This window comes from Acinetobacter sp. Leaf130 (assembly GCF_001423205.1).
GTDB classification, from domain to species: Bacteria; Pseudomonadota; Gammaproteobacteria; order Pseudomonadales; family Moraxellaceae; genus Acinetobacter; species Acinetobacter calcoaceticus.
Genome location: NZ_LMOE01000001.1, coordinates 1,010,502 through 1,036,973, shown reverse-complemented (window position 1 = coordinate 1,036,973; position 26,472 = coordinate 1,010,502). Strand labels below are relative to the sequence as shown.

General features: G+C 34.8%; 29 protein-coding genes. 13 read left to right on the top strand and 16 right to left on the bottom strand.

Going from position 1 to position 26,472, the window contains the following annotated elements; genetic code table 11:
• Positions 1-10: 10 nt before the first annotated feature.
• The 6 genes from prmB to ASF86_RS04475 form a co-directional block, all read right to left on the bottom strand.
• A complete protein-coding gene (gene prmB / locus ASF86_RS04500; RefSeq protein WP_003651622.1) occupies positions 11-1,015 on the bottom strand; it encodes a 50S ribosomal protein L3 N(5)-glutamine methyltransferase in 1,005 nt (334 codons plus the stop codon).
• A gap of 237 nt (positions 1,016-1,252) precedes the next feature.
• Positions 1,253-2,458 carry a tryptophan synthase subunit beta gene (gene trpB, locus ASF86_RS04495; protein WP_056479823.1) on the bottom strand — a complete coding sequence of 402 codons (1,206 nt, stop codon included), beginning with the start codon at positions 2,456-2,458 and terminating at the stop codon, positions 1,253-1,255.
• Between the two features lie 36 nt (positions 2,459-2,494).
• A complete protein-coding gene (locus ASF86_RS04490; RefSeq protein ID WP_017390626.1) occupies positions 2,495-3,682 on the bottom strand; it encodes a vWA domain-containing protein in 1,188 nt (395 codons plus the stop codon).
• Positions 3,683-3,697: 15 nt separating this feature from the next.
• Positions 3,698-4,549, bottom strand: a complete 852-nt coding sequence (locus ASF86_RS04485) for an AAA family ATPase (protein ID WP_056479820.1) — start codon at positions 4,547-4,549, stop codon at positions 3,698-3,700.
• Positions 4,550-4,578: 29 nt separating this feature from the next.
• Positions 4,579-4,965 (bottom strand): hypothetical protein, encoded by a 387-nt coding sequence (locus ASF86_RS04480; RefSeq protein WP_003651617.1) that lies wholly within the window; start codon positions 4,963-4,965, stop codon positions 4,579-4,581.
• Positions 4,958-5,263 carry a YcgL domain-containing protein gene (locus ASF86_RS04475; RefSeq protein WP_003651616.1) on the bottom strand — a complete coding sequence of 102 codons (306 nt, stop codon included), beginning with the start codon at positions 5,261-5,263 and terminating at the stop codon, positions 4,958-4,960. The genes ASF86_RS04480 and ASF86_RS04475 overlap by 8 nt, the downstream gene beginning before the upstream one ends.
• 470 nt (positions 5,264-5,733) lie before the next feature.
• Here ASF86_RS04475 and ASF86_RS04470 point away from each other — a divergent pair, with 470 nt between their 5' ends.
• Positions 5,734-5,898 (top strand): hypothetical protein, encoded by a 165-nt coding sequence (locus tag ASF86_RS04470; protein WP_002113596.1) that lies wholly within the window; start codon positions 5,734-5,736, stop codon positions 5,896-5,898.
• Positions 5,899-5,966: 68 nt separating this feature from the next.
• Here the strand turns inward: ASF86_RS04470 and ASF86_RS04465 are convergent, their stop codons facing one another.
• The 3 genes from ASF86_RS04465 to ASF86_RS04455 form a co-directional block, all read right to left on the bottom strand.
• Positions 5,967-6,302: a hypothetical protein gene (locus ASF86_RS04465; RefSeq protein ID WP_081407549.1), complete on the bottom strand. Its 336-nt coding sequence runs from the start codon at positions 6,300-6,302 to the stop codon at positions 5,967-5,969.
• Positions 6,303-6,462: 160 nt separating this feature from the next.
• Complete coding sequence (locus ASF86_RS04460) at positions 6,463-6,729, bottom strand: hypothetical protein (RefSeq protein ID WP_004642715.1); 267 nt, start codon at positions 6,727-6,729, stop codon at positions 6,463-6,465.
• A 96-nt stretch (positions 6,730-6,825) separates the two neighbouring features.
• Positions 6,826-7,677 (bottom strand): LysR family transcriptional regulator, encoded by an 852-nt coding sequence (locus ASF86_RS04455; RefSeq protein ID WP_056479815.1) that lies wholly within the window; start codon positions 7,675-7,677, stop codon positions 6,826-6,828.
• 118 nt (positions 7,678-7,795) lie between these two features.
• On the opposite strand from ASF86_RS04455, the gene ASF86_RS04450 reads away from it, so the two are divergent.
• The gene (locus tag ASF86_RS04450; protein WP_081407548.1) at positions 7,796-8,494 is read left to right on the top strand and encodes an FMN-dependent NADH-azoreductase; all 699 of its coding nucleotides are present in this window, start codon (positions 7,796-7,798) and stop codon (positions 8,492-8,494) included.
• Between the two features lie 448 nt (positions 8,495-8,942).
• On the opposite strand, the gene ASF86_RS04445 is transcribed toward ASF86_RS04450, so the two are convergent.
• From ASF86_RS04445 to ASF86_RS04425, 5 genes are all read right to left on the bottom strand, one after another.
• Entirely contained in the window at positions 8,943-10,067 is a 1,125-nt protein-coding gene (locus tag ASF86_RS04445; RefSeq protein WP_056479809.1) for a ribonuclease D, read from the bottom strand.
• A 328-nt stretch (positions 10,068-10,395) separates the two neighbouring features.
• A complete protein-coding gene (gene recR, locus ASF86_RS04440) occupies positions 10,396-10,992 on the bottom strand; it encodes a recombination mediator RecR (RefSeq protein ID WP_056479806.1) in 597 nt (198 codons plus the stop codon).
• Between the two features lie 9 nt (positions 10,993-11,001).
• The gene (locus tag ASF86_RS04435) at positions 11,002-11,331 is read right to left on the bottom strand and encodes a YbaB/EbfC family nucleoid-associated protein (protein ID WP_004642711.1); all 330 of its coding nucleotides are present in this window, start codon (positions 11,329-11,331) and stop codon (positions 11,002-11,004) included.
• Between the two features lie 281 nt (positions 11,332-11,612).
• Positions 11,613-11,846: a hypothetical protein gene (locus tag ASF86_RS04430; protein ID WP_017390619.1), complete on the bottom strand. Its 234-nt coding sequence runs from the start codon at positions 11,844-11,846 to the stop codon at positions 11,613-11,615.
• A gap of 194 nt (positions 11,847-12,040) precedes the next feature.
• Entirely contained in the window at positions 12,041-13,228 is a 1,188-nt protein-coding gene (locus tag ASF86_RS04425; RefSeq protein ID WP_056479803.1) for an O-succinylhomoserine sulfhydrylase, read from the bottom strand.
• 135 nt (positions 13,229-13,363) lie between these two features.
• Between ASF86_RS04425 and ASF86_RS04420 the strand changes: the two genes are divergently transcribed.
• From ASF86_RS04420 to gmtX, 9 genes are all read left to right on the top strand, one after another.
• Entirely contained in the window at positions 13,364-14,449 is a 1,086-nt protein-coding gene (locus ASF86_RS04420) for an alpha/beta fold hydrolase (protein ID WP_056479800.1), read from the top strand.
• A gap of 10 nt (positions 14,450-14,459) precedes the next feature.
• Positions 14,460-15,332, top strand: coding sequence for an NAD(P)-dependent oxidoreductase (locus ASF86_RS04415; RefSeq protein ID WP_056479797.1), 873 nt, complete (start codon positions 14,460-14,462; stop codon positions 15,330-15,332).
• A 720-nt stretch (positions 15,333-16,052) separates the two neighbouring features.
• Positions 16,053-16,322, top strand: a complete 270-nt coding sequence (locus tag ASF86_RS04410; RefSeq protein WP_003651599.1) for a YARHG domain-containing protein — start codon at positions 16,053-16,055, stop codon at positions 16,320-16,322.
• Positions 16,323-16,340: 18 nt separating this feature from the next.
• On the top strand, positions 16,341-16,754 hold the full coding sequence (locus tag ASF86_RS04405) for an HIT family protein (RefSeq protein WP_003651598.1): 414 nt from the start codon (positions 16,341-16,343) through the stop codon (positions 16,752-16,754).
• A 254-nt stretch (positions 16,755-17,008) separates the two neighbouring features.
• Positions 17,009-18,127, top strand: coding sequence for a porin (locus ASF86_RS04400; RefSeq protein WP_056479794.1), 1,119 nt, complete (start codon positions 17,009-17,011; stop codon positions 18,125-18,127).
• Positions 18,128-18,561: 434 nt separating this feature from the next.
• A complete protein-coding gene (locus tag ASF86_RS04395; RefSeq protein WP_056479791.1) occupies positions 18,562-18,756 on the top strand; it encodes a DNA-binding protein in 195 nt (64 codons plus the stop codon).
• 174 nt (positions 18,757-18,930) lie between these two features.
• Entirely contained in the window at positions 18,931-20,403 is a 1,473-nt protein-coding gene (gene gmtY, locus ASF86_RS04390; protein ID WP_056479788.1) for a gamma-mobile-trio recombinase GmtY, read from the top strand.
• Positions 20,393-23,011 carry a VPA1269 family protein gene (locus ASF86_RS04385; RefSeq protein ID WP_056479785.1) on the top strand — a complete coding sequence of 873 codons (2,619 nt, stop codon included), beginning with the start codon at positions 20,393-20,395 and terminating at the stop codon, positions 23,009-23,011. Before gmtY ends, ASF86_RS04385 begins: the two co-directional genes overlap by 11 nt.
• Positions 23,001-23,678: a gamma-mobile-trio protein GmtX gene (gene gmtX / locus ASF86_RS04380; protein WP_056479782.1), complete on the top strand. Its 678-nt coding sequence runs from the start codon at positions 23,001-23,003 to the stop codon at positions 23,676-23,678. The genes ASF86_RS04385 and gmtX overlap by 11 nt, the downstream gene beginning before the upstream one ends.
• A 166-nt stretch (positions 23,679-23,844) precedes the next feature.
• Here gmtX and ASF86_RS04375 read toward each other — a convergent pair whose 3' ends face one another.
• On the bottom strand, positions 23,845-24,585 hold the full coding sequence (locus ASF86_RS04375; protein ID WP_056479779.1) for a hypothetical protein: 741 nt from the start codon (positions 24,583-24,585) through the stop codon (positions 23,845-23,847).
• Between the two features lie 108 nt (positions 24,586-24,693).
• On the opposite strand from ASF86_RS04375, the gene ASF86_RS04370 reads away from it, so the two are divergent.
• The gene (locus tag ASF86_RS04370) at positions 24,694-25,779 is read left to right on the top strand and encodes a hypothetical protein (protein WP_056479776.1); all 1,086 of its coding nucleotides are present in this window, start codon (positions 24,694-24,696) and stop codon (positions 25,777-25,779) included.
• 289 nt (positions 25,780-26,068) lie between these two features.
• Here ASF86_RS04370 and ASF86_RS04365 read toward each other — a convergent pair whose 3' ends face one another.
• Positions 26,069-26,272 (bottom strand): hypothetical protein, encoded by a 204-nt coding sequence (locus ASF86_RS04365; RefSeq protein ID WP_201784115.1) that lies wholly within the window; start codon positions 26,270-26,272, stop codon positions 26,069-26,071.
• Here ASF86_RS04365 and ASF86_RS19575 point away from each other — a divergent pair.
• Positions 26,264-26,428 carry a helix-turn-helix domain-containing protein gene (locus tag ASF86_RS19575; protein ID WP_155860153.1) on the top strand — a complete coding sequence of 55 codons (165 nt, stop codon included), beginning with the start codon at positions 26,264-26,266 and terminating at the stop codon, positions 26,426-26,428. The two genes, ASF86_RS04365 and ASF86_RS19575, sit on opposite strands and share 9 nt — an antisense overlap.
• The last annotated feature ends 44 nt before the right edge of the window (positions 26,429-26,472 follow it).

Sequence of the window (26,472 nt, the reverse complement as noted above, 5' to 3'; positions counted from 1 at the left end):
GCCCAACTCCTTATATTTGCTCTTCAAATAGTTTTCTATAACGGCGACATTGTTCAGCAGTCAAAGCAAAAATACCTGAACCACCTTTTTGGAAAGTGAGCCAGTTGAAATCAATCGTATTAAAGTTCTGACGCATTGACCATTCAGAATTACCTACTTCAATGACAATGAGGCCATCTTCAGTTAAGTAATCTGCCGCTTGTGCAAGCATTTTACGAACTAAGTCTAAACCATCTTGGCCCGCTGCCAATGCAAGTTCAGGTTCATGTAAAAATTCTTCTGGTAAGTCGGCCATATCTTCAGCATCAACGTACGGTGGATTACTTACAATCAAATCATACTGATTTTCAGCTGGAATCTTGGCGAATAGATCCGACTCAAGCAATGCAACTTGATATTGCTTATTGTGGTGTTCAGTATTAATTGAAGCAACTTCTAAAGCTTCTTTAGAGATGTCAGTTGCATCTATTTCAGCGTCTGGATAAGCATAAGCCAAAGCGACTGCAATACATCCAGAACCTGTACACATATCTAAAATACGGTGCGGAGTTTTAGGCTTTGCATTTTCTGGCAAATTATTGAGAGCTTCGCGCATTTGACCATTTTCATCTAAACAATATGGTGCAAAACGTTGCTCAATTAATTCTGCAATTGGTGAACGTGGAATCAATACACGCTCATCTACATAGAATGGTTTATTAAAGAAATAAGCAAGGTTTAATAAATAAGATGTTGGAATACGGTCATTGATACGGCGTTCCAATAAGCTTAAAAACTCTGCTTTCTCGCTTGGTAATAACTTCGCATCTAGAATTTCTGCGTCTGCTGACCATTCAAGAGATAAGGTTTGTAAAACTAATGCAGAGCTTTCTGCAAAATAATCTTCAGTACCTTGTCCTAAATGTGCATCATGTTGACGTAATGCTGATACCCCAAAACGAATAAAATCTCGAATTGTTGATAAATTTTCAGCCGCTTCCTGTAAATTTTCAGGGCTAATCGTCGGTCGCTCCACTTAGGCGTCTCCAAAGGCAAATTTTGCAAAGTGACTATTCTACTGAGTGAGGTACAGCAAAGCAACGCTTTGCCTTGTGAACCGGAGTTTTACATGCCTATCTCGAACAATCACACGTTAAAATCAGAATACTTTGTTTTAATTATAAAATGATGAACTTTGATTAAACTTTAATTTAGATATTCAAAATAAAAAGCGGCCCTTAAATGATGGACCGCTTCTAAAGTTTAATGAGTTTTAAAGCTTAAGCTTTTCAGCGACATAATCAGAATCTTTATCTCCACGCCCAGATAGATTCACTACAATCATGGTTTCTTCCGCTAATTGGGGAGCTTCACGAATTGCCCATGCGACAGCATGTGAACTTTCAAGCGCAGGAACAATACCTTCAACACGAGATAGTGTCATAAAAGCATCTAAGCACTCTTGGTCAGTTGCAGTGCTATATTCAACACGACCTAAATCTTTTAAAAAACTGTGTTGTGGGCCAACACCTGGGTAGTCAAGTCCTGAAGCAATAGAATGTACCGGTAAAGGCTCACCATCCTCATTTTCAAGGACATAACAGGCCATACCATGAATTTGACTTGGCTTACCTAAAGTTAATGTTGCTGAATGCATATTGGTGTCTAAACCATGTCCAGCTGGTTCAACTCCTACCAGCTTTACATCGGGATCATTTAAGAATACGGTAAATGCGCCTATTGCATTTGAACCGCCGCCAACGCATGCCACAACATAATCCGGATTTTTTCCAAATCGCTGGTGCGTTTGTTCTTTAATTTCAGTACCAATAATCGATTGAAAATCACGAACCATTTTAGGGAATGGATGTGGCCCCACAACAGAACCAATCGCATAGATAAAGTTTTTTGGGTCTTTTAAATATTCTTCAAATGCACTATCTACAGCATCTTTTAATGTGGCTGTACCACGTGTTACTGCCACCAAATGAGCACCCAAAATTTTCATTTTGACTACATTTGGATGTTCTTTTTCAATATCTACTTGCCCCATGTGAATTTCACATGGAATCCCAACTAAAGCGCAAGCTGTTGCCAAAGCAACCCCATGCTGACCAGCACCCGTTTCAGCAATTACTTTCTTTTTGCCCATATACTTGGCAAGTAAAGCTTCACCTAAACAGTGATTGATTTTATGTGCACCCGTATGATTTAAGTCTTCACGCTTTAAATAAATTTGTGCACCGCCTAACTGTTCAGAAAGACGCTTCGCATGAAATAAAGGACTTGGACGGCCTACATAATTCGTAAATAGATCTGCCAATTCATTTTTAAATTCAGGGATATGACGAATCTCTTCATAAGCAACATTAATCTCATCCATTGCCTCTTTTAAATGTGGAGGAATGAACTGTCCGCCATATTCACCAAAAAATCCTTGTTCATTCGGCAAAGCAATACCGTTAATTTGATGTTGCATGTCATCTCTCTTTTTAAATTATTAAAGTTATTAAGCTTATCGAGAAAGGTAGCGAGTCATATCTTCAATGCCCTTTAGCGTCATTGGATACATATGATTTTCAAAAATTTCTTTAATCCAGCCAATGGTTTGAGTGTAATGCCAATACCCTTCAGTTTCAGGATTTAACCAAGCTGTTTTATCGAAATGTTGACGTAAGCGGCGTAACCAAACCTCACCAGTCTCATCATTCATATATTCAACCGAGCCACCCACCGATTTCAGCTCATACGGTGCCATACTGGCATCACCCACTACAATTACACGATAGTCGCGTCCATAAGTGTGAAAGAGATCCCATGTATTCATACGGGTAGCTGTGCGGCGATGATTATCTTTCCAAACATAGTCATAGAGACAGTTATGGAAATAAAAGTACTCAAGTGTCTTAAACTCAGTTTTAGCGGCACTAAAGAGTTTCTCGCATTGGGCAATATGAGCGTCCATAGAACCGCCTACATCGAACAACATAAGCACTTTTATTCGATTTCGACGCTCTGGTACCATTTGAACATCAAGAATACCTTGCTTGGCTGTTTCACGGATTGTACCGTCAACATCCAACTCTTCAGCTGCACCTTGACGCGCAAATTTACGCAAACGGCGCAAAGCAATTTGCATCTGACGAGTACCAAGAACTTGGTCGTCATCTAGATTTTGATATTTACGCTGTTCCCATACTTTTACCGCCGAACGTTTACGACCCGGCCCACCAATCCGCACTCCCTCAGGATGATCACCAAAAGCCCCAAAAGGTGAAGTACCACCTGTACCCACCATGCGGTTGCCCCCTTGATGTTTCTTATGCTGTTCGCGTAACCGCTCTTCCAGCATTTTCATCAGTTCTTCTAAGGAACCAGCTTTTTGGAGTTCTGCTCTTTGTTCAGGAGTTAAATGTTTTTCTAGAAGCTCTAAATCGAACCAGTCTTTTGGTAGTTTATGAACTTGCTTAAGTAACTCATCCAGATCAAAGGTTTCGATACCGTCAAAGTAGTCTTTTATGGCACGGTCAAACTTGTCAAAAAAGCGTTCATCTTTAACTAAAATAGTTTTAGCAAGTTGATAGAACTCTTCTTGATTGGCAAAAACTAAACCTTCACTTACAGCGCGGTTTAAGTCAATAAGCTCACGAGTTGTAACTGGAACACCGTATTTACGTAGGGTGTAAAATAACCGCACAAACATGGGTTATTCCCTCCTTTAACGTCGAGACATGAAAGCCAAACGTTCGAGGAGTTGCACATCCTGCTCGTTTTTGATGAGAGCACCATATAAAGGTGGAATAGCTTTAGATGTATCTCGATTACGCAATACATCTTCAGGCATATCATCTGCCATGAGTAAGCTTAACCAATCAATTAATTCGGAAGTTGATGGTGGCTTCTTCAAATTAGGAATTTCACGTAGTTTAAAGAAAACCTGTAAAGCTTCGTTGACGAGTGTTGCAGAAATATTCGGGAAGTGAACATCGATAATCTCTCGCATGGTCACTTCATCTGGAAACTCAATGTAATGAAAGAAACAACGACGCAAGAAAGCATCTGGTAACTCTTTTTCATTATTCGATGTAATAATTACAATTGGGCGTTGTGTTGCCGTAATGGTTTCACTTGTTTCATAAACATAAAAAGACATTTTATCGAGTTCATGCAACAAGTCATTTGGAAACTCAATATCGGCTTTGTCAATTTCATCAATTAACAAGACACAACGCTCTTCACTGGTGAAAGCTTCCCACAATTTGCCGGGTTTAATATAGTTCTTGATATCGTAAACACGGTCATCACCTAACTGGCTGTCTCGTAAACGAGAAACAGCATCATATTCATACAACCCTTGCTGTGCTTTGGTTGTCGATTTGATATGCCAAGTAATGAGTTTTAAGCCCAAACTTTCTGCTACTTTTTCAGCAAGTAAAGTTTTACCCGTACCAGGTTCACCTTTAACCAGTAAAGGCTTTTGTAAAGCACGGGCTGCTTTTACAGCGAGCTTAAGACTGTCAGTCGCGATATATTGATCTGTACCGGTAAAATGTTGGGTATCAGCAGACATGTGAAGACCTTATTTTTCTATTTCAATGGTTAGATGGAACGCATGCTTTTGTTTGTTGAATATTTTGACCAACAATAGCCAATAACCAAACCTAGACCAACTACAAACAGAATTAAAGATAAATTTGACCAGATTAGAGGACTATCTTTGGTTAAAACACCAAAAAGTAGTCCAAAAATAGCAGGTGCTACCGATGCATTCGGACCTTCAGACACGGTTGGTGTGACTAAAATAGCAAATACAATAAGCCAGCTAATCGCACCAAAAGTTGTAGGAAGACGGCGCATTAATCGCCACCAACACCACAAAGCAATAATAGCGCCTATTCCATAAGCTGTTAAAGCAATAGCATCTTCAGGAATAAAATCCAAAAAAGAGAATAATTGATTCATTATTCCAGTTTGATTTTCACGCACCACGTAAGCCCTCTGGTTCAACCGCATTCGGGTTAATTAACCCTTCTGGTGGCATCTGAATAAAGAAACCTTTTGTTTGTAATGAGTCTAAAACATGTAAAACATTAGCACGCGCCAATTTACGTGTTGGAGCTAATTCTAAATGCATGACAAACGTTGCACGACCAAACGCTTGTAAAACAGCTTCAGGAACATTTTCAAACGGATCAGCTTGTTCCGCATCGTCAGGATAGTTTGGACGAGCAATATAAATGTACATTTCATCTTTTTTGCTCGATCTATAAATATCACAGTGCATTTCAAATCAACTCTTGAACTAAGGACAGCATACATGAAAAAAAACGACTCACCCACGCAGGTTTGTTTACGCATCAGTCGTTTTTTTAATTCTTGAGAAATATTAACCCACAACGTTGATTAAGGTCGATAATAACTTTGTTCTAGACTAAAGCCAGCTTACACACAAATAAAATAAGTTTCTGATTTTAAACATTAAATACAATTATCCATTTTAATAAAATAAAAAAATTTTTAGAAAAAAATAAGAAATGGTTCGTTACTAAGTACTTTTTGTGATCTGTTTTCAATAGTTCACCCTTTAATACTATGAAATTTATCGTATTAAAATTAGCTATTACCTCTTAAAGTTCACATTTAAGTAAAACTTCTAACCACTTAATAAACATTAGCAGACATTACTTAACTGGTTTAAATTCTCAATATGTTTCAATAATAAGTATCTTAATAATAGATGCGGAGGATGAACTTATGCCTCGTGGCGATAAAACAGCTTACACAGCAAAGCAAAAACGTCAGGCTAAACATATTGTTGAGAGTGAAGTAGACAGAGGTCATTCTCAAGAAGAAGCTGAACGAATCGCATGGTCTACCGTCAATAAACAAGATGGCGGCGGTAAGAAAAAGTCTCATTAATACAAACTTTAAATACTTCTTTAGCTCAAGCTAAAGAAGTATTTTTTACCAGTACAAATTAATGGTGTTTAGAAAACTCGAGAACTCTTTATATAGTTATCAGTTACTTGATTTAAGGCATTCAAAATAGCACTATCATCTTGGCTTAATAAAGCTTCATTGAGGCATTCCATGTAACTTATGAGCGTAGTCTTAGAAACGTTGGCAAATTCAGTTGTTACTGCTTCATCTTCATATAAAATCACGTAGCTACGTGCAAAACCATAGATCAAATAGACTGCTGCTTTTTCTTTTGTATTTTTAGATTCTTTAAGGGACTGTTCACAAGCATTTTTTAAATCTTTAAATGCATCTGTACCAGTAGATTGATTTTTGAAAGATAAAAGTATTGTTTGGAAGTTCATATCCATATTCCACTTAAAAAGTAAAGCTACAGAAGATAGTAGAACGTGTCAAATAAAATCATGATTAACATAAGTTTAAATGTAAATAAATTTATATTCCCTTTTTTAATACGATATAAAAGACCGCCTTTAAAAGAGCGGTCTAACAAAAAATCGATATTTAAAAGCTTATTTCTATCGTTATGGTAGTACCAGAGTGTTCGATATTGGTTGATACATTGAAGCCTCTTCCCCTAAGTTCCTCTTCTACTTGTGTGAGGTGATCAGGACTTACAGCATCAATCGGAAACAGGAAAGTTGCTTTTCGCTTCCCTGCTTTAGAATCAGTTTCAGTGCCTGTTAAAATTTTTTCCAGCATGGCCTCTTGATTGATTTTAAAATTTTTAGCATTTTGACGCGCTTGTTCAGCACTAAAGTTATTAAGCATATTTATCTCTCTAATTATTAATTTATCTCATTTTATAGCATAAAAAGCTTATATAGTTTTGGTGTTGTGTAGTTAATTCCAATCAGAAATATAAGCTTATTGATTAAATAATCTTTCTATCCATTCAATAAATTTTCTGGCATTTCTATTTTTAAAATCTTCTTTATTTGGGATGTAATAGCACAGCTCAGATTGAACTGATTTAGTCTTAAGAGGTTGCAAAAGGCTCGCTTTAATAAATCTCTGGGCAAGTGTAGAAGAACAAAATACGAGTCCATTGGCCGCTAATGCCTCATGTATTCCAAAAATTTCCTGATCAAACTTCTTAATTGTTATTTGCGTTCGGTCCCATCCATTCAGCTCAAGCCAAGTCTCTAGTGGCGGACTTGGTAATGCTTTATTTTTCCATTCTGTGGTGAATAACGTTATTGGCTCACTAGAATGTTCTAGTGAATCAAGTTTAGATGTACCAAATACATTAAAAGACTCATATTTAAGAATATCGTTAGAAGGTATTGAAGATACATCCCCATATCGAATAGGCAATGTATATAAATAACTTTCTAACGCTTCCCCTGTAGAAAATTCAACTGAGATATGAGGATGTAATTGATAAAATTCATTTATTGAGGGAATTAACAACATTGCTGCCAATGAAGATGTAGTAGCTACTCTGAGTGTATTTCCATTTACTGTTATTTCATCTAGCGCATCTTCAATTTTACGAAATCCTTCAGAAATCGCTACTGCTAGCCTATCACCTGTGGTTGTAAGCGTTATTTTTCTTACCTGTCGATGAAATAAATCAACATTTAACCTGCTTTCAAGATTGGCAATATGATGTGAAATTGCAGTCGGTGTTAGCGAAAGCTCTTCAGCAGCCAATTTAAAACTGCCTAGTCGAGCAGCTGATTCAAATGCCCGAAGTGCTTGCAATGAGACTTGCATGCTTTCTCCTGAATCATAGTTATAGGTGATTTAAAATCATCTATAGCTGTAATTTTCTCGTTTGTCTACTTCTCATTTAAAACTCAGAATAAATTAACTCCCACCCCTTATGGAATTTATGATGAGTAAAATATTACATATAGATGCCAGTGTACGAGCTGCAATTAACCCCAATCCAAATCATAATTCTATTTCAAAAAATATTGCCAGCCGATTGGTCAGTTTATGGAAAAATAAAAGGCCTATGGATGAGTATATTTATCGGGATGTAGGAATGAATCCGCCTCCATTTATTACTCAGGACTGGATTGATGCTGTATTCACACCTGAAAATAAAAGAACACAAGCTCAATGCGATGTTTTATCAATATCAGATCAGTTAATAGCGGAAGTTTCGAGTTCAGATATCATTCTAATTTCTTCCCCTATGTACAATTACGGTATGCCTGCTCAACTCAAAGCATGGTTTGACCAAATTATTCGAATTAATAAAACATTTGATTTTGACCTTGTTCGAGGAGACTTCCCTTTACAACCTCTTTTATCTGGAAAAATTTTAATCATTATCACGTCTAGTGGCGAGTTTGGTTTTGAGAAAGATGGAATTCGTCACAACATGAATCATCTTGCACCTCACCTGCGTACACTCAGTAAATATTTAGGTGTAGAGAAAATTTATGAAATTACCTCAGAATATCAAGAGTTTGGAGATGAACGACATATAAAGTCATTAGAAAATGCTTTTCAAAAAGCTGAAGAACTTGTAGCTAAACTTGCTGGTTCATTCACAAAAAATCCGCAGAAGATTAATACTTAATTTTTAAAATCTAATAACCTACTGGCATTTTAAATGAGCTATATCATTAAAAAATAAAAAGCCGACCCAATTGGGTCGGCTTTCTTATTTCTGCACTGAAACAAACTTATAGTTATATATTATTCATATTGAAATTGTTTTTCTTGTCTCCAAGAATATACAGACCTGTATGTTTAATCAATTGAATTTTTCTCATTGAATCGGTTAATTTAATTCATTATCACTTTTACAAATTAAAACCCATCCAATTCATCACTTTACTAGCTTTTTAAAATAAGTTAATTGTTTAATATAACTAATATAATTATTTATTTTATTAACTATTACCGTCAAATATCTATTATTTTAAATAAAAACTACTCAATTTAAAATTTAAGCCATTCATGATCCTTAATTAAAAAAGCCCATCACGAAGATGAGCCTTTTAAATTTTAACTATCAACTCATTTTAAATTGATAGACTTTCTTTTTCTTCTTGAAATAAATGAATTAATGGTTGAGTTAATAACTCATAACGCCAACCCAAAAGATAATCAGGTAAATCTTGTTCATCCCCTTGAGAAAGAACATGTTGATGAATTGCGTTTAGCCATTTTTTTCTCAGTAATACTTCTTTAGGAATAGAAGTTTCACTTATTGCATGGGCAAGTACCATATCCATTTTATTTAAAGTTTCTTTAGATGTTACTTTAAAAGGTTTGGCAATTCTTGTTGGCCATTCACTTTCATTAGGTAAATCTTTAAGTAATTCTAGAATCGTTTTTCCATATTCACGAACTACATTTGGGCGAATATCTTTAACTTGCGAGAGTTGAAAACTATTACGTGGATTCTTTTCAACCATATCAATCATGGTTGAGTTTCTAAGAATAAAACTACGTGGCTGATTCGTCGCTTTAACAATGTAATCACGCCATTCACTTAAATTTTGCAATTGCATTAATTGACGGCGCGAATGACGATAATTACCAACATCGATATAGAGTAACTCTTTAGGCGTTTCACTAATAATTTCTTTAGTTAAACTACTACAATCTTCAAGAACATAGTCATAAAGCCCTTTCTGCTTAAGTTGTTCTTGAATATGATGAGCTAACTTCATTATATATAGAACATCATTGGCTGCATAACAGAGTTGCTGAGGCGATAAAGGCCGAGCCAACCAATCGGATCTTGTTTGATCTTTTTCAATGTCAATATCGAGACAAAGCTTTAAAGCGCCTTGGTAACTCACTTGTAGTCCGTGACCTAAGAAAGAAAGACCCACTTGAGTATCAAACACATTAAGCAAATCTTCTTGATCAGCGTAATGATAGATTAAATCGATGTCTTCCCCACATGCATGAAAAATGTTCTGCTGTGCGAGAAATATTTTTTTCCAAAACTGACTTAGATCTAATGAAACACCATCCAACAGATAGACATTACCATTTACATTGACTTGGCATACCCCAAGTTTAGGCCAGAGTGTGTCAACCTTAATAAATTCTGTATCAAGTCCATATATCGAACATTGATCCATTTTTTGAAGAACATCAACCAATTCGGTTTGCTGTTGGATAAACTGAAACATGCTTTCTCAAGTAAATGCAAAGAGTGCTTAGAACTCTGGTATATATAACATAGAAGTAGGAAATTACCACTTAAACCTTTATGAATACTCTATTTTTGAACAATTTTTCGAAAATAGATAATTTTTTGATCTTTTATTTATACTTTTAAAGTTAACTCCAAATATTCATTCTTTAAAATCTCTAAGATCTTTTTCATTCTTATGTGCTTTCATATTTTATTTAAAAGATCTTTTGTAATTAAAGACAAAATAATATTTGCCTTTAATAGCTAAATTAATAAATTTAATTCAATTTTATATCGCATCAATGAAATAAGCATCGGAATGCTTATTTCATTCTCATACGGTTATGAACTGCCTGACTTAAGGTATGGCTATCAACATACTCAAGTTCACCACCTTGCGGTACACCTTGAGCAATACGCGTCATGTGTATAGGTAAGTGCTTAGTCGCCTCTACCAAATAATGAGCGGTTGCCTGTCCCTCTACAGTCGCATTAGTTGCCAAAATCACTTCTTCAATAGTGCCTTGACTTAAGCGCTGAATTAGATGAGGAACACCAATTTCTTCTGGGCCAATACCATCCAAAGGAGAAAGATGTCCCCCTAAAACATGGTATTTACCTCGAAAACTACCACTTTGCTCAATCGCCATTACATCTGCTGGTGATTCAACTACACACAATAGTTGATCTTCTCGCTCAGTTGAGGCACAAATATCACAAATTTCATTTTCAGTTAGAGAATGGCAAACGCTGCACTCATGAATATAACTTGAAGCCTCATGTAAAGCATGAGCTAATGCGAACGCACCTTCTCGATTTTTCATCAAAAGATGTAATGCCATACGTTGAGCCGATTTCGGACCAACGCTAGGCAATATACGTAAAGCTTGAACGAGTTGTTCAAATCTATCACTAAACACAGAACTTCCTTAGAACATGCCCGCTAAGCCAGGTGGCAAGCCCATACCAGAATTCGCTTTTTGCATTTTTTCTTCTGAAATAACTTCTGCTTGACGCACAGCATCATTTACCGCGGCAGCAATCAAGTCTTCAATCATATCTGGTTCATCTTGAAGTAATTCAGGGTTGATTTCGATACGTTTTACAAGATAGCGACCATTCATGGTTACTTTAACCAAACCACCACCAGCTTCTGCTTGGACTTCAGTTTGGGCAAGCTCTTCTTTCGCCTTTTTTATATTTGTTTCCATATCTTTTTGCATGCGCTGCGCTTGCTGCATGAGCATATTGATATTCATAACTTTACTCCGTATCTCTATCAAATCTTTAAAGTATTATTGGTTATCTGGTAATACTTTATAAAAACTTAATCTCATTGAACCAACCCATGTGATTAAAATCCATACAGATTAGTGCATTGAACTCAAATTAATCCGTAATTCTGACACAATAGACTAATGTTTTCTATCAGTATCTCTAGCTCTATTCCACGGAGGTATATCAGTAACGTGGTTAAACTTAGATACACTTCATAAACGCCTAAAAGTTATACATTAAAGTTTGATAAAAATTTATTTCACTATTGAGATGCCTGTAACCCTTTATCAATTGTTTTATATTCACTTAAGGGAACTTTCTTAAAGGAAGTATTTGCTTCTTGAATAGATTTATCTGCTTCTTGCACCGACTTCTCTGCATTGTTAATCAATAAGGTTGTTTCATTTACTGGGTGTTGATGAGGTTTGGTCAGCAATTTGTATCCAACCACCCCAATTACCCCTACCACAACAACAATAGCAATAGGCTTAAGCATTTTAAAACTCGCATTTCTTTTAATTAAATTTAAAGTCTTTATACCTTGTACTCTTAGCCCTCATTTAAACAAAAATGTAGGTTTTTTATTGCGATTCTGAAATTTGAGTAACATTTAAATATAAAAAACCATCTCGATTAAAGAGATGGTTTCATGAACAAAATAACCAAAGAGTGTTATTTCGATAGAATTAATTAGATCAGATCCAGACCACGTGAGATATCACGGATAATATCATTAATATCTTCTAAGCCTACCGATACGCGTATTAGCCCCTCTTGGATGCCTGCCGCAGCTTTTGCTTCAGCAGAAAGTTTGCCATGTGTAGTCGTTGCAGGATGTGTAATTGTTGACTTCACATCGCCCAAGTTACCAGTAATTGAAATAAACTTAGTATTATCAATAACCTTCCAAGCACCTTCGCGTTCGCCTTTAACTACGAAAGAAACGATCCCGCCAAAACCATTTTGCTGTTTAGTAGCAAGCTCATGACCTTCATGAGTTGGCAAACCAGCGTAGTAAACTTTTTCTACTTTTTCATGAGTAGATAACCATTCTGCAAGAATTTGAGCACTTTCACAGTGTGCTTTCATACGCAAACGTAAAGTCTCTAAGCCTTTTAAGAAAACCCATGCATTAAATGGACTCATTGATGGTCCAAGCGTACGGACAACACCAAAAACTTCTTCTAATAACTGATGATTACCGACAACAGCACCACCTAATGCGCGCCCTTGCCCATCTAAATATTTAGTCGCCGAGTAAATGACAAGATCTGCCCCAAACTTTAATGGTTGCTGCAAAACAGGCGTACAGAAACTGTTATCAACCGCAAGTAATGCACCATTAGCATGGGCAATATCTGCAAGCGCTTGAATATCTGCGATCTCAGCTAGAGGATTAGACGGTGACTCAACAAATAAGAGTTTAGTTTCTGGACGTACTGCCTTTTTCCAATCGTCTAAATCACATAAATCGACAAATGTAATATCTACACCAAACTTGGCAATATATTTTTCAAATAAGGCAACAACCGAACCAAAAACTGCTCTTGAGCAAATAACATGATCACCCGCTTTGAGATATGCCATAGTAACTGACAAAATCGCGCCCATTCCAGAGCTTGTCGCAACAGCACGTTCAGCACCATCTAAAGCTGCTAAACGTTTTTCGAACATCGATACAGTCGGATTGGTAAAACGAGAATAGATATTTCCTTGAACCTGACCAGAAAATTTTGCTGCAGCTTCAGCTGCATTTTCATATACAAAAGATGATGTCAAAAAAATCGGTTCGCCATGTTCACCTTCAAAACTACGAGTATGTCCGGTACGAATGGCTAAGGTATCAAGTTGGTATTCTAAATCATCAGACTGGTTCATTAAATGTTCGCCTTTACTGGTCATGTACTAAAAACTATCATCATTTTGAGTGTCTAATGTATTTAAGGTCAAGGTAAACCTTAAAATTATCGCTTAGACTTTATTCAATCTTTAGTAAATAGTTGGTAAAGCAAGATGAAACGCTTAAAGTCCCTTGTCTCTGAACAAAGTCAAATGAAGCATCTTTCTGCCCGACTATTTCACCCAAAAACATTAGTTCTGTCACAAAGCACTCCCTATGAAGTCATTGGCGAGTTCAATCAAACACGTATTCGCTATTACGCAGCAACACAGAAAAGATTTAAAGAGCCTTTAGTATTTGTTGCCCCACTCGCCATTAATATGGCGATATATGATTTATATCCTTATCGCTCTCTTATTAAATATTTCCAAAATGCTGGTTTCGATGTCTATTTAGTCGATTGGGGAAGTTTAAAGTTTAAAGATAGACATCTTAACTTTTTATCATTTATTGAAGATTTCATTCCTAAAGCGATAGAAATTGTCCGCACACATTCAGGAAGTGAACAAATCTCACTTCATGGATGGAGTATGGCTGGCATATTCGTCACTTTATATACTGCGCTTAACCAACCTAACTATATTAAAAACCTGATTGTTCTTGGTAGTCCAATAGATAGTTATGCATCTGGCTATATTGGCAAACTCTACCGAAACATGAATCATCTTATTGGTCGTAATAAAAAAATTCAGGACCGTATTTATTCTGGATTGCCAAAACGCCTGATTCATAGTCCCGGAATTTTAAATTCATTAGGCTTTAAAATTCTTGATCCTAAAGGCTGGTTTGATGGGCATGTTCAATTGCTAAAAAATCTTGATGACCTGCAATTTGTACAAGAGCATGCAACCTTAAGTAGCTTTTTAAATAATATGATTGATTACCCAGGTGGGATTAATCAGGACATGTTGTTTAATGTCTGGCTGCAAAATCCACTAAAACGTGGCTTTATTCAATTAAAAGATAAGAAAATCGAATTAAAAAATATAGATTGCTCTCTCTTAGTTGGCGCGGGTCGTAGTGATCAGCTGGTGACTGCCGATGCTGCCTCTCCATTAAGTCAATTGACAAGCAGCCAAGATGTCACGTTTACTCTCATCCCCGGCGGTCATTTAGGCCTAATGTCGAGTCAGGCCAGTGCTCAGGAGTTTTGGCCACAACTGGCAAAATGGCTGACCGAACGTTCAACACAAATTTAAGGACAAGGTCATGAGTCAATCTGTTGCATTTATTGGTTTGGGTGCAATGGGCTACCGTATGGCAGCACATTTACCGAAACACTTCGATACTGTCTATGTATGGAATCGAAATTTCGAAAAAGCCAAACAACATGCAATAGTATATGGCACAAAGGCTGTCCCACTAGTGCAAGCGGTACAAGCAGATATTATCTTTTCATGTTTACCGACAAGCACTGATGTAGAAGCACTTATTAATAATGTACAAATTAAATCTGGGGCAATCTGGATAGATTGTACAAGTGGAGTCCCTGACTCTGCCCGCGCATTAGCAAGCTCATTAAAACAATTGAATGTTGATTTTCTTGATGCTCCAGTAAGCGGTCAAACAGTAGGTGCTGAAAATGCAACTTTAACTGTAATGGTCGGTGGTGATGTAGCAGCTTTCGAACGCGCGTTACCGGCACTGCAAGCAGTAGGTAAATTAATTAAACATGTTGGTGAGTCGGGCTCAGGATTTGCCGTAAAAGCCGTTAATAATATGTTACTCGCAGTCAACCTTTGGTCTGTTGCAGAAGGCTTCAGTGCACTCAAAGCACATGGGGTAAGTTTGAACGAAGCATTAGAGTGCATTAATGCATCAAGTGGCAAAAGTCTGGTAACAGAGACTATATTCCCGCAGCGTGTATTGAGTCGTGAATTTCCAGTGACTTTTGGCTTACCGCTTCTGGCCAAAGACACAGGAATTGCTTTGGATTTAGTCCATCAAGCTAAGCTTCCAGCCCCACTTTTGTCATTAACACAAAGTTTAATCCAAGCTGCTCATTTAACTGCTGAAGACAATAGTGACTTCTCTGCGGCAGTTAAAATGTATGAAGCATGGACCAAGATTACATTGGAATAAATTTAATCTTTTAGATAGTAGCTTATTAAAGATGCTTAATTTTAATAAGCTGCATAATGAATATTGAAAAGACTTAAAAAAAAACCCATTTCAATTTTAGAAATGGGTTACAAAAACAAAAAACTATCAAACGCAGCAATTAAGGATCATATAATAGAAGCTAAAACATGTAAAATCAATACATCTTTCAGTTGAATTGTAAACTAAGATCAATTTTGGCTTATTTATATTTTAGATATCAAAAGAAAAAGCCCATTTCCGTCTAAATTAAAATGGGCCCTGTGAATTCCACTTAATCCTAAAATACAAAAATGTGATAATTATCACGCTTTGTTTTTTTATAATGTCATTGATATATTTGTTTTTCATTGACCCAATTTCAAACTTAAGCCGTCTATTTAGCAAATGAAAAAGCTATAAAATCTCATCTTTTCCTACAATTTTTTATATATTATCAACCGAACCAGAAGTATATTTTTCTCTCATAAATAACAGTTAGAGTAGATTAAAGCGAGAATCAAATTCTGAAAAAATATATATAATTTTTCTTAAGTTTATGTTTTTATTTGATTTTTATAAACAATTGATATATAAAGTTTTTATTTATATTGTGAACAAATTATCAACCAAAATGACACTTGAGTAATTAATAGTCATTGAAATATTGGTAATAAACCTTATATTGAGTACAGGTTCATACCTTTAACTGAGGAAACGCTCATGAATAAATTTATGGTTGCAGTCTTTACTGGCATGGTGAGCATTGCTGGTTTAAACGTTCAAGCTGCAACGCCTGAGCAAGAATGTCAGAAATTGCAAGACGATTATAATTTGATTTATGCATCAAAAGGCTTTTGTTTTAAAGATCCTGATGCAAAAGAAAAATATGGTAATGAAAACTGTCATACGACAAAACCAAAGTTTTCTGACAAAGAGCAACAACGTCTTGATGCTATTAAAGAGCGTCAGAAAGAATTGAAATGTAAATAATTTTTAAAGGAATAATACATGGCATACGATGATCAAAATATCTTCGCAAAAATTTTACGTGATGAACTTCCAGCGATAAAAATCTATGAAGATGATCAAGTTCTAGCTTTTATGGATATTATGCCTCAAGCCGATGGTCATACATTAGTTATTCCAAAAACACCTGCTGTAACGCTCCTTGATTTACCTCCAGAAGCAGCCGCATATACCATACAAATTGTTCAAAAAATTGCGAAAGCAATGGAAAAAGCCCTCAATTTAGAAGGTATTGTCTTGATGCAACTTTCTGGAGCAGCGGCAGGACAAACGGTTCCGCATGTTCATTTTCACCTTATTCCTACAAATGTGCATCAACTTGGACGCCATGCTATAGAGTTAGGTGACCAAGAAAAAATTAAAGGATTAGCTGAGAAAATTAAAGCAGCCCTTTGATTTTTAATTCATTAAAGCGGAGTTTTGACTCCGCTTTTTTTCGTCTAAAACTATAAAAAATTAAAATAATTAATTTATTTCTAAATTTTAACCGTCATAAAACTGTCATTTATTTTTCACGCCCCTGTCACAAAGTTTGCCGATACTGCTTAGCAAGTTGGTGAGCTTTTGTAACTTTTTGTACATAAGTCAACTACAAAATAAATAGTTAACTAGGCATACGCCATTTTTAAAAACTTTTTGGAGAAATCTCAATGAAGAAATTGCTACTCGCTGCCGCAGTTGCAACTTTGAGCATAAACGCGGTGCAAGCAGCGCCAACTTTGTATGGCAAACTGAATGTTTCTATTAACCAAGTTGACAATAAAAATTTCGATGGAAAAAGTGACGTTACTGAAGTTAACTCAAACTCTTCTCGCATTGGGGTAAAAGGCGAAGAGAAATTAACTGACAAGCTATCTGCTGTTTATTTAGCTGAATGGGCAATTTCTACTGATGGTTCAGGTTCAGATACTGATCTTAGCGCTCGTAACCGTTTTATCGGTTTAAAAACTGATGGTGTTGGTACATTAAAAGTAGGTAAGTACGATTCTTACTTCAAAACTGCTGCTGGTGGTAACCAAGATATCTTTAACGATGACACTCGTTTAGATATTACCAACATCATGTACGGCGAAAACCGCTTAGACAACGTGATTGGTTTTGAATTAGACCCTAAATTATTAGCTGGTTTAACTTTCAATATCATGGCTCAAACTGGTGAAAGCACTTCGGATAACAAACAAGGTGAAACTGGTAAAGACAGCAAAAATGATAGCTTTGACTCTGTATCAACTGCGCTTGGTTACGAAAATAAAGACCTTGGTTTAGCGATTGCTGCTGCTGGTGACTTCGGTATTAAAGGTAAATATGCTGCTTACGGCTTAAAAGATGTTTACACAGATGCTTACCGTGTAACTGGTTCTTATGATATTGCAAAATCAGGCTTTGTTGTAGGTGCTTTATGGCAACACGCAGAACCTACTGATGATTTATCAGCTTATAAAACATCAAAGACCACTCGTATAGATGGTGTTGATACAACAAAAGATACATATACAAACTACAAAGGCTTAGAGGAAGAAGCATACGCAGTAACTGCTGCTTATAAAATTCCTAATACTAAACTTAAAGTGAAAGCAGAATATGCATCTGCTGAAACACAAGTAAGTGGCAAACAAGATCGTAAAATTGACTTGTACGGTTTAGGTCTTGATTATCAAATCAACAAGCAAGCTCGTTTCTACGGTATTGTTGCTCAACAAAAACGCGACTGGCTAAATGATGACGACAAGCAAACTGTTGTAGGTACAGGTATCGAATATAACTTCTAATTAGTTATCTTTGATTCAAATCTAAAATAAAAGGGCTTATGTTATTACTAGTTGGTAATAATATATAAAACCCCTAAAAAAGATCCCTAATAGGGATCTTTTTTACTATTTATAGATTACTTTTTATTTTTAATGAAAAATTTTCAATGAATATTACTAGTAAAAAATATATAAATTATAAATATAAAACGTAGATACACATAGTTACCAACCTAATAATTATAAAACCCAAAATCTAAATTTATATTTATATTTATATTTCAAAAAAATAATAATTAAAATTATATATAAACCCAATTTTAAAAATTTCATAATAAAATAATTAATAAATATTATATTTAAATAAATACAATCATTTAATTAATATTAATTAGCTTGACTTAAATTTTCATTTTAGATATTTTTTCATCAGTTTTATTCAGAATTTATCTAAAATGCTCAAATCTATTAAGCAAGTAAAAGATGATTTTTTAACTTCAGGAAAATCTATTGCAGAATGGGCCAGAGAAAATAACTTTTCTCCTGATCTTGTTTATCGAATTCTAAAAAATAATAGAATCCCGCGGCGTGGTGAAAGCCACAAAATTGCTGTACAACTTGGTATTAAAAGCCAGAAAACTATAGATTAGTTTTTGATGCAGAAAGTATAAAGACCCATGCGCCAACATGAGTCTTTATAGGTTTGTCTTTTTACGTGCAGTGCCAAGACATTTCTATTCTATGAGACATTAATAAATTTATCAATGTCTGCTTGCTTTCTGCTTATTTTTCTTAATTTTTCATTTAAGTGGATAAGTATATAGATGGTAAAAGTAATTGCAAAAATAGTAGATGATAATTCGGGCGTTTTTATTCAAATACCAGTTTTGATAGATGAAAATCAACAAGTTCTCATGCCTCTTTTAGAGTATACCCTTCTATTAAAAAGAAATGGCAAAAGTCATGCAACTCTATTGAAGTATGTAAATGCAACAAAACTTTTATTGGAATATATGAATGCAAATATTAATTGCTTTGCTACCCCTATGTCCTTATTTGAAGGTTTTAGTAGCCGATTATATATGGGAACTATTGGGAATGATGGTTTAGATCCTTCGGGTCTTTATTGGTTACCTCATAGCAAACAAGTTTCTAGAACATATATTATTGCTTTAACGAAAATAACTGATTGGCTGTCTGCTAAATATGGTGAAATCCCAGTAAATCCTTTAGTTGAAGCTGATAGTTTAAGCAAACGACTTAATTACGCCGCTTGGTTTCGCAAAAATCAACACAACTTTCTAGGTCATATTAAAGATAAATATATTAATGCTACAGTTCATTATGCCCGAAGTCTTCAGGGAAAACGCGCATTAGGTAAGCAATCGCAAGATGCTATCGAATTTCCTGAACATTATTTTGAAGCCTTTTATTTTAAAGGTATAGGTGGTGCAGTAGATCCCAGAGTTGCTCTACGTGATCAGCTCATTATATTACTCATGCATGGCGCAGGCTTAAGGGAATCTGAAGCTTTTCATCTTTGGATTGAAGATGTTCTTATTGATCCACTGAATCCTGATAGTGCTAAAGTTCGTATCTATCACCCAGAAGATGGAAAAGCTCCACATAACTGGCGAGGACGTTCAGGAAAGACAACTCGCGCAGCATATTTAAAAGAAAAATATGCTCTAAACCCGCGAATTGATTTAATTGGAAAAAAACATGTAGGTTGGAAAAGTCGAGTAACTGACAGTAAAGATGGATACTTAGATGTTCACTGGTTTCCTATTATTTTTGGTGAGATTTTTGCCAAGCTTTGGCAAGCCTATACTCGTTTTATTGCGAAAGTTGATCGTAAACATCCATACGCATTTATTTGTTTTCATCGCAAGTATTTAGGCAACCCATATACTTTAAATGCTTTTCATAACAGCTATCGCCAAGCATTAGGCCGTATTGGACTTAAACCATCTAAAGCGGATGGATTATCTCCACACTCGCATCGTCATAGCTACGGAAGAAGGCTACGGAGAGCAAAAGTCCCAGAAATCGTGATTAAAAAATGTTTGCATCATGCAGCTTTAGAATCACAACGCGTCTATACAACACCCACACTAAAAGAAATTAATGGTTATCTTAATGCCGCGACAGCTCGACTATTAAATCCATCTGAATTAGTCGAAAAGAGAACTTCTTCTAGCTGGGAAGTATTATTGGACCATAATTTTAACAATTTTAGTTTTGATCGATTATTTACTGGAATGGATTTAAAATTAGGACAGCAAAATGTCAAATAAAGAAATACTTAAAAGAAAGAAAAATGATGGTCGTTGCAGTGATTTAACTTTCCAATGGCTTATAAAAAATCGTGGAATTGAATGGGATATCTGGCGGCAATTAGCGGAAGAATGGATTACAAAACAAGATGGTGGAGTTTCTAATAAATTAGATGCGTTGTGTCTTTTTTTTGATATTTATCTCGTCGACACCCTCCCTTTCACAACGGATGTTGTGAGCTTTTTTGATAACAAAAATGGTAGGTATGCATCGATTGATGAATTCAAAAGTATTTTATTAAAAAAAACGAAAAGAAGTGATAATAGACAAACAACAAGGCTATTAATTTATACAAAACACTTTATTGATTGGTTGCTTGATACGCATTTTAGTGAAAAGAATGAATGTGGAGTCCCACTTCGTTTTTACGCAAATCCGTTCGAAGTTATAAAAGTTCAAAATAATGCTAATGAAACAGTATATAACCCGCTGCCATATCGTTACATCTGTAATTTACGTAAAATTCTATGCCCTAAACAAAGAGGAAACTTTTCTGATTGGTCATGGGCGCAAGAAAATGCGATTGATAGTATACAAGGTAGTGATTGGTTTGAAGTTGAAAAAAATCAGATTGATGAAAATGATAAGGATTGTGTTTGGAGGAATAAAAAAATCACCAGAAACGGTGAAATAACCAACATTTATCAAATCTGGTCGCCCATAATAAGTATGGTGCTATATATTAAATTACATTTACCACTCCGTACTTATCAGATACGTATGCTTGATTCTGGTGAATCAGATTCTATACGGTATGAAAATGGTAAGTGGATCAAAAACACACATGCTTTGGCTCTTAGCCACCATCGCAAAGGAGTATTCCGTCAATTTAAAGATAATGCATCAGGCTTAGAATCAACAGGTTTATACATCAATACAAATAAAACAGCAGATCAGAATAGAGATGAATTCGAACGCGGTTATGAAATTCCATGGCAAAATGAAAATGTATTATATTGGCTTGAAAAGTTACGTAATTGGCAAGAAAAATACAATCCAATTAATAAGCCTACAGACTGCTTAACACTTGAAAGGAGGCATACAGGTTTAATAAAATCGAAGGCCAATTTGAAAGCACTTGGACATATTTGCTTTTTATTTCGTGATGCTAGAGCAAATAATGCTAAAGATCGTGATAAGCCGATACAAGAAATGTCAATTCAAAAGTGTTGGTATAAGTTATTACAGCAACTTGAGAATAATCTTTTGATTTCTGGTGATACTCTATCAAATGGGAAGCCACTTCGTTTAGTTCATCGTTATAGAAAAGATCATAGTTCAGCAAAAACAAAAACTGAGTTTCCTCTGCACAGTCTTCGTGTCTCACTTATAACAAGTTATATTGTAGATGCTCAGCTACCTTTGCCTGTGGTGTCAAAACTTTTGGCAGGTCATTCACGGCTTATTATGACTATCTATTATACAAAACTCACTCCAACAGTAATCAAAGATAAAATGACTGAGGCGGAGAAACTACTCGATAGCAAAGCACAGGAGAGTGTTAAAGTATTTTTGAAAGATGCTGAAATGCGGCAAATTGAATGCAAAATGGCATATAACGATAGTCAAGCTATTGAAGCAGCATTGATTAATCGAAATCCTTTAGGTTGGGAGAATCGCCATCATGGAATATGTCTAGTCGGTGGTAACACTGTTCGTACAAACGAACATCACACAGTAGCTGGCTGCTGGAATGGCGGAGCATTACTTAAAGACTCAACGAACATATCGCGAAGAATTTATAGTTCTGTACCTCATGGCTTTGAAAACTGCGTCCGCTGTAGGTGGTTCATTACTGATGCCCGCTATCTCCCAGCACTCAACGCGCATCTTAATTTTATGAGTTATAAAGCTCATCAAGCTGCTAATTTAGCAATTAATTTAGAATATGAGATTGAAAAAATAGATGAGTCTAAATATCAAGCTGAATGTGCTGGTAAGGCATTTACAAAACACAATGAATTACAAACACTCCAAAGACGATACGAAAAACAGTTAGTCGAAGCTGATGAATGCACAAAGGACTGGATTGCAACTTTTAAGTTAATTCGTCGTATCATTGAAATTGAGCAAAAAAGAACGGAAAATGATGCTGCTAGTAAATTAATAGCAGTCGGTACAGAAAGTGATATTAAAGTCGGTTTTATAGAAACCAAATCAGAATTGCTTCATCTTTCGTTGCTTTGCGATGATGCAGAATTCTATCCAGATATGCTCGATGAAGTAAGAAAAACTCCAGCTATTGAACGCTTGACCCAAAGTCTTAGTCGATTAATGATGAGTAAGAACTATACGCCGCACCTCTTAATGTTTGATCAGCAACAACAACTTATTGCAATCAATGCAATGATGCGTCAAATGGCATTACAAGAAGACCCTACTAATAAGATTGAGGGGTATAAAAAGGTTGCAAATCATTTAGAATTTGAACAATACATGCAAAATAGCAAATTATTAGATATCGGAATCAAAGCTCTAGAAAATAATATTAAGCAAAAAATTTTAAAATTATCAACTAGTGGTTTAAAACAAAAAAAGTATCTTAAGGAACAATCATATGAGCATTGAGATAGATGTTTTCTTAGAAAATCTAAAATTAGATAAGAGTTCTCGAACGGAAAAATCATTAGATCAACTCAATTCTTTATTGAAAGCTCACTATAATTCAGGAGAGAAAGATTTCTCAATTGCAACTATCGGACGAATATCAAAAGCTAATAATGGGATTGGTACTGTCAGTATTCGTAATAAATCAGGTATGCATTTTCGTTTGCTGATCGAAGCGTGGGCGACAAAAGGTAATACGACGATGAAAAAACCACATGTAACACAATCAAGAGGACTTAATATACCCAATGATTTAGAATTATTAAAAAGATTAGATGACCCCGCATTGAGAGCCGTTTTTGGCCAAATTATTGCTGAAAGAAATAAGCTTAGAGTAGAAAACAGTATTCTTAAACAAAATGCGGAAGTCATTGTAGATATGAGACCAAAACATATAACGGTATCAAACAGTGAAAATCTATCAGTAGAAGTATTACCAATGTTAAGTGACATTTTTCTTCCCAGTGAAATTGAAGCTTTGCGAGATGCTATCGATGAGAAAAAAATGGGGTTCCGAGGACTAACTTCTTCAGAATCAGGTGCAGTAAAAGATGAAAATGGTCGTATATTATTTAAAACAGGTTTCATATTTGCAATACGGAAAATACTAAAGAATAGTTCTGCTTAAATTGAATGAAAATTATGGCCCTTTCTGAGATCTAAGAACAAGGCTTTTAATAAGAATTTGACGCCAAGGCCTCACCCATAGTCGGGTGATAACCTTGAACATTTTTCCTAATTCACCAAGCTATACTCGATCAGCAAAATAAAATGCAGACTGAAGCTGCCCTTTTTTACTGTAGACAAATAATAAAACCAATGAATACAACGTAGCTTACATCGCTAGAAACTGCATTATCACCGTTGACTTTGTTGATTAAATATTTTTCAAAAAGCACAACATCCAATTCGGTTCGTATATCTTTCCCAATATCGCAAGCTATGCAGCAAACACCCCAATATTTCAATATAATTGTCTGATTCTCATGAAAAAAAATTGTAAGCATACATATTTTAACGTTTGGTTGTTGTTCCCAAGAAGAATCTAATATTGCTGGGATCAAGGTCTGCGTTTTACCTGCATTTGATACATTTTCATATAGTTCTCCTCTGATGTCAGCCTGAATAAGTAAATGAATTTTCGGAGGAATAAATAAGCCTTTTGGGAAATCAGAAATATGTAATTTTTTATTAATCGCTTTAATTCTCTTTTTTGCGTATGTTACGGCATCTAAACATAATGACAGCTCATTTCCTTTGACATAATATTGATCACGATATTTTGCAGGTAGATAATCAAAAAAACATGAGACAAGAAATGCTATATAAAAACTCCATAAGGCTTTTGATAGTAACGACCAATCTATCCGTATGATATTCCATACAATATTATGTAAAGCATTGAATTGAAAAGAAAACTTTGTACAATAATTACAGTAAAAGTCTATAATTTGGGACCCAAGCTCCGCAATGGGCATCAGATGTATATTTTTACTCAAGTTTTCTTCAAACTGAGTATTCGTGCTTCTTTGCATACGTAACAATCGCTTTTTGGTTTTGATAAATTGAGAATATTTTTTTGAACTTTTTGGCGCTATGCGATTATTCGGAAAATTGCATTTTATTTTTATCAGGAATAAAAAATGGGATTTGAACAAAATAAAGATGCATTTTTTGAAACTGGATTAATTAAAGATGCATACCGAGCAAATTGTGAAAATGAATTGCTTACACTACAAAAATTTTTAAAAGAAAATGACGTTATTGTTTTAAAAACGGCAAGAGCTGCATTTAAGAAAAAAAGTATTTTGATTGAATTTTGTAGAATATTTTTTGAAAAATTTAATTATTATCTTGAAGAGTTTCCAATACTCAAACAAGACTTACATCGAAAAGGTATATCTCACAACCTTGTTGAAGAGCTAACTAAAAACTCAACTTGCCATGATTTTTCAGAGTCTATTTATCAAATTTATAATCACCATTCTACATCAGTAGATTATTTACCTTTATTACAAAGACAAAATGAAGAATGTAAATCGTGGATTCAAGCACTTGAATTTTTATATTTCATCTATGAAATTACTCACCTGCTCGCGAAGGGGCAACTGCTAGATAAGAAAGATGACGAGCATCATAGAATTCATACTCGCCGACCTAAAATCGATTGGTGTGCCTTTTGTTTTAGAAGAGTTCAATCAATTGGTGAACAAAGACCTCTTCGAACCACTTTAATTAAACAAGAATCTCGTAAAAATTCAGATAAAATTAAATCTAGGAAAAGTACTCAACTTACTTGTAACCTTCATAAGTCAACAAATAATAACGATAGTATCTATAGAGCTGAGAAAAGATTCGTTGATAAGTTATCATTTGATGATCTTATAAAAATTGATGAAATACGTGCTTTTAGGCGATATTATGAAGTAATAAATTTTAAAAAAGACGTAAATATTCTGGAATTTGAAAAACAGTGGCAAGAAAACAAATCTTTATGGTTAAACTATCTCTACGAATTGTGTCCGCATATTCCATTTTTAAACATATCAACTTGGGGTGAATACACTAAGAAATTTCATGAATTACTACAAAATGATTTAGAAACCACTCAAATACCTACAATCATCCAAGATATTTATTTTGAAGTAAAAATTTGGGATAGTTTTAAAAAGCGCCACTTAAAATTAGATAATAGGAGAAAGAAATGTGATGACCTTGATGTAAGTTAAAAAAACCAATAGAAACAACATTAAATTAATAATATTGTTTTTATTAAAAAATATTATTAAGCATGGTATTTATTAAAAATACCATGGTATTGGTTTTCCATCATAATCGGAAATATTGGTCATTAGTTTATCAAAATCATACAACTCTTCTCGAATATCATTCTCAATCTTTAATTGATTAATTTTCTCCGTTAATGTTTTTATTTTTAAATAAGTTTTTAATTATTGTATTTATTGCTTTAACTCCACTTAGAAAAGGCTCTTTATATTTAAATTTAAAAACCTTATCTCATTTCTCTTGGTTTACGTTTGGGATAGATAGTGCAATCGATATTTTTGTGTTTATTAATGAAAGTTCGTTCAGCTCATCTTGTTTCACAATAATTGTTTGTTGTAACTGCCTAATTTTAGATTGTAATAGCTGAATCTGGTAGTCATATCGACGTAAATTTTGTTGACGTTGTTCTTTAGTAGACTCACGATAATGTTCCAAAGACTGTTGAGCATGTTTAAATTTAACTTCCAAATATGTGAAATAAACAGAAGTTACATTCGAAGGATTGAACTTGGGGAAGTAAATTTAAAAATTAAAAACTTATATGAAATATCAAGTGTTTTGGATATTGATGTAAAAGAGTTGCTACCTTAACTTAATACTAATTTATTTCCATAGATCTAAGTATCATTTTAATT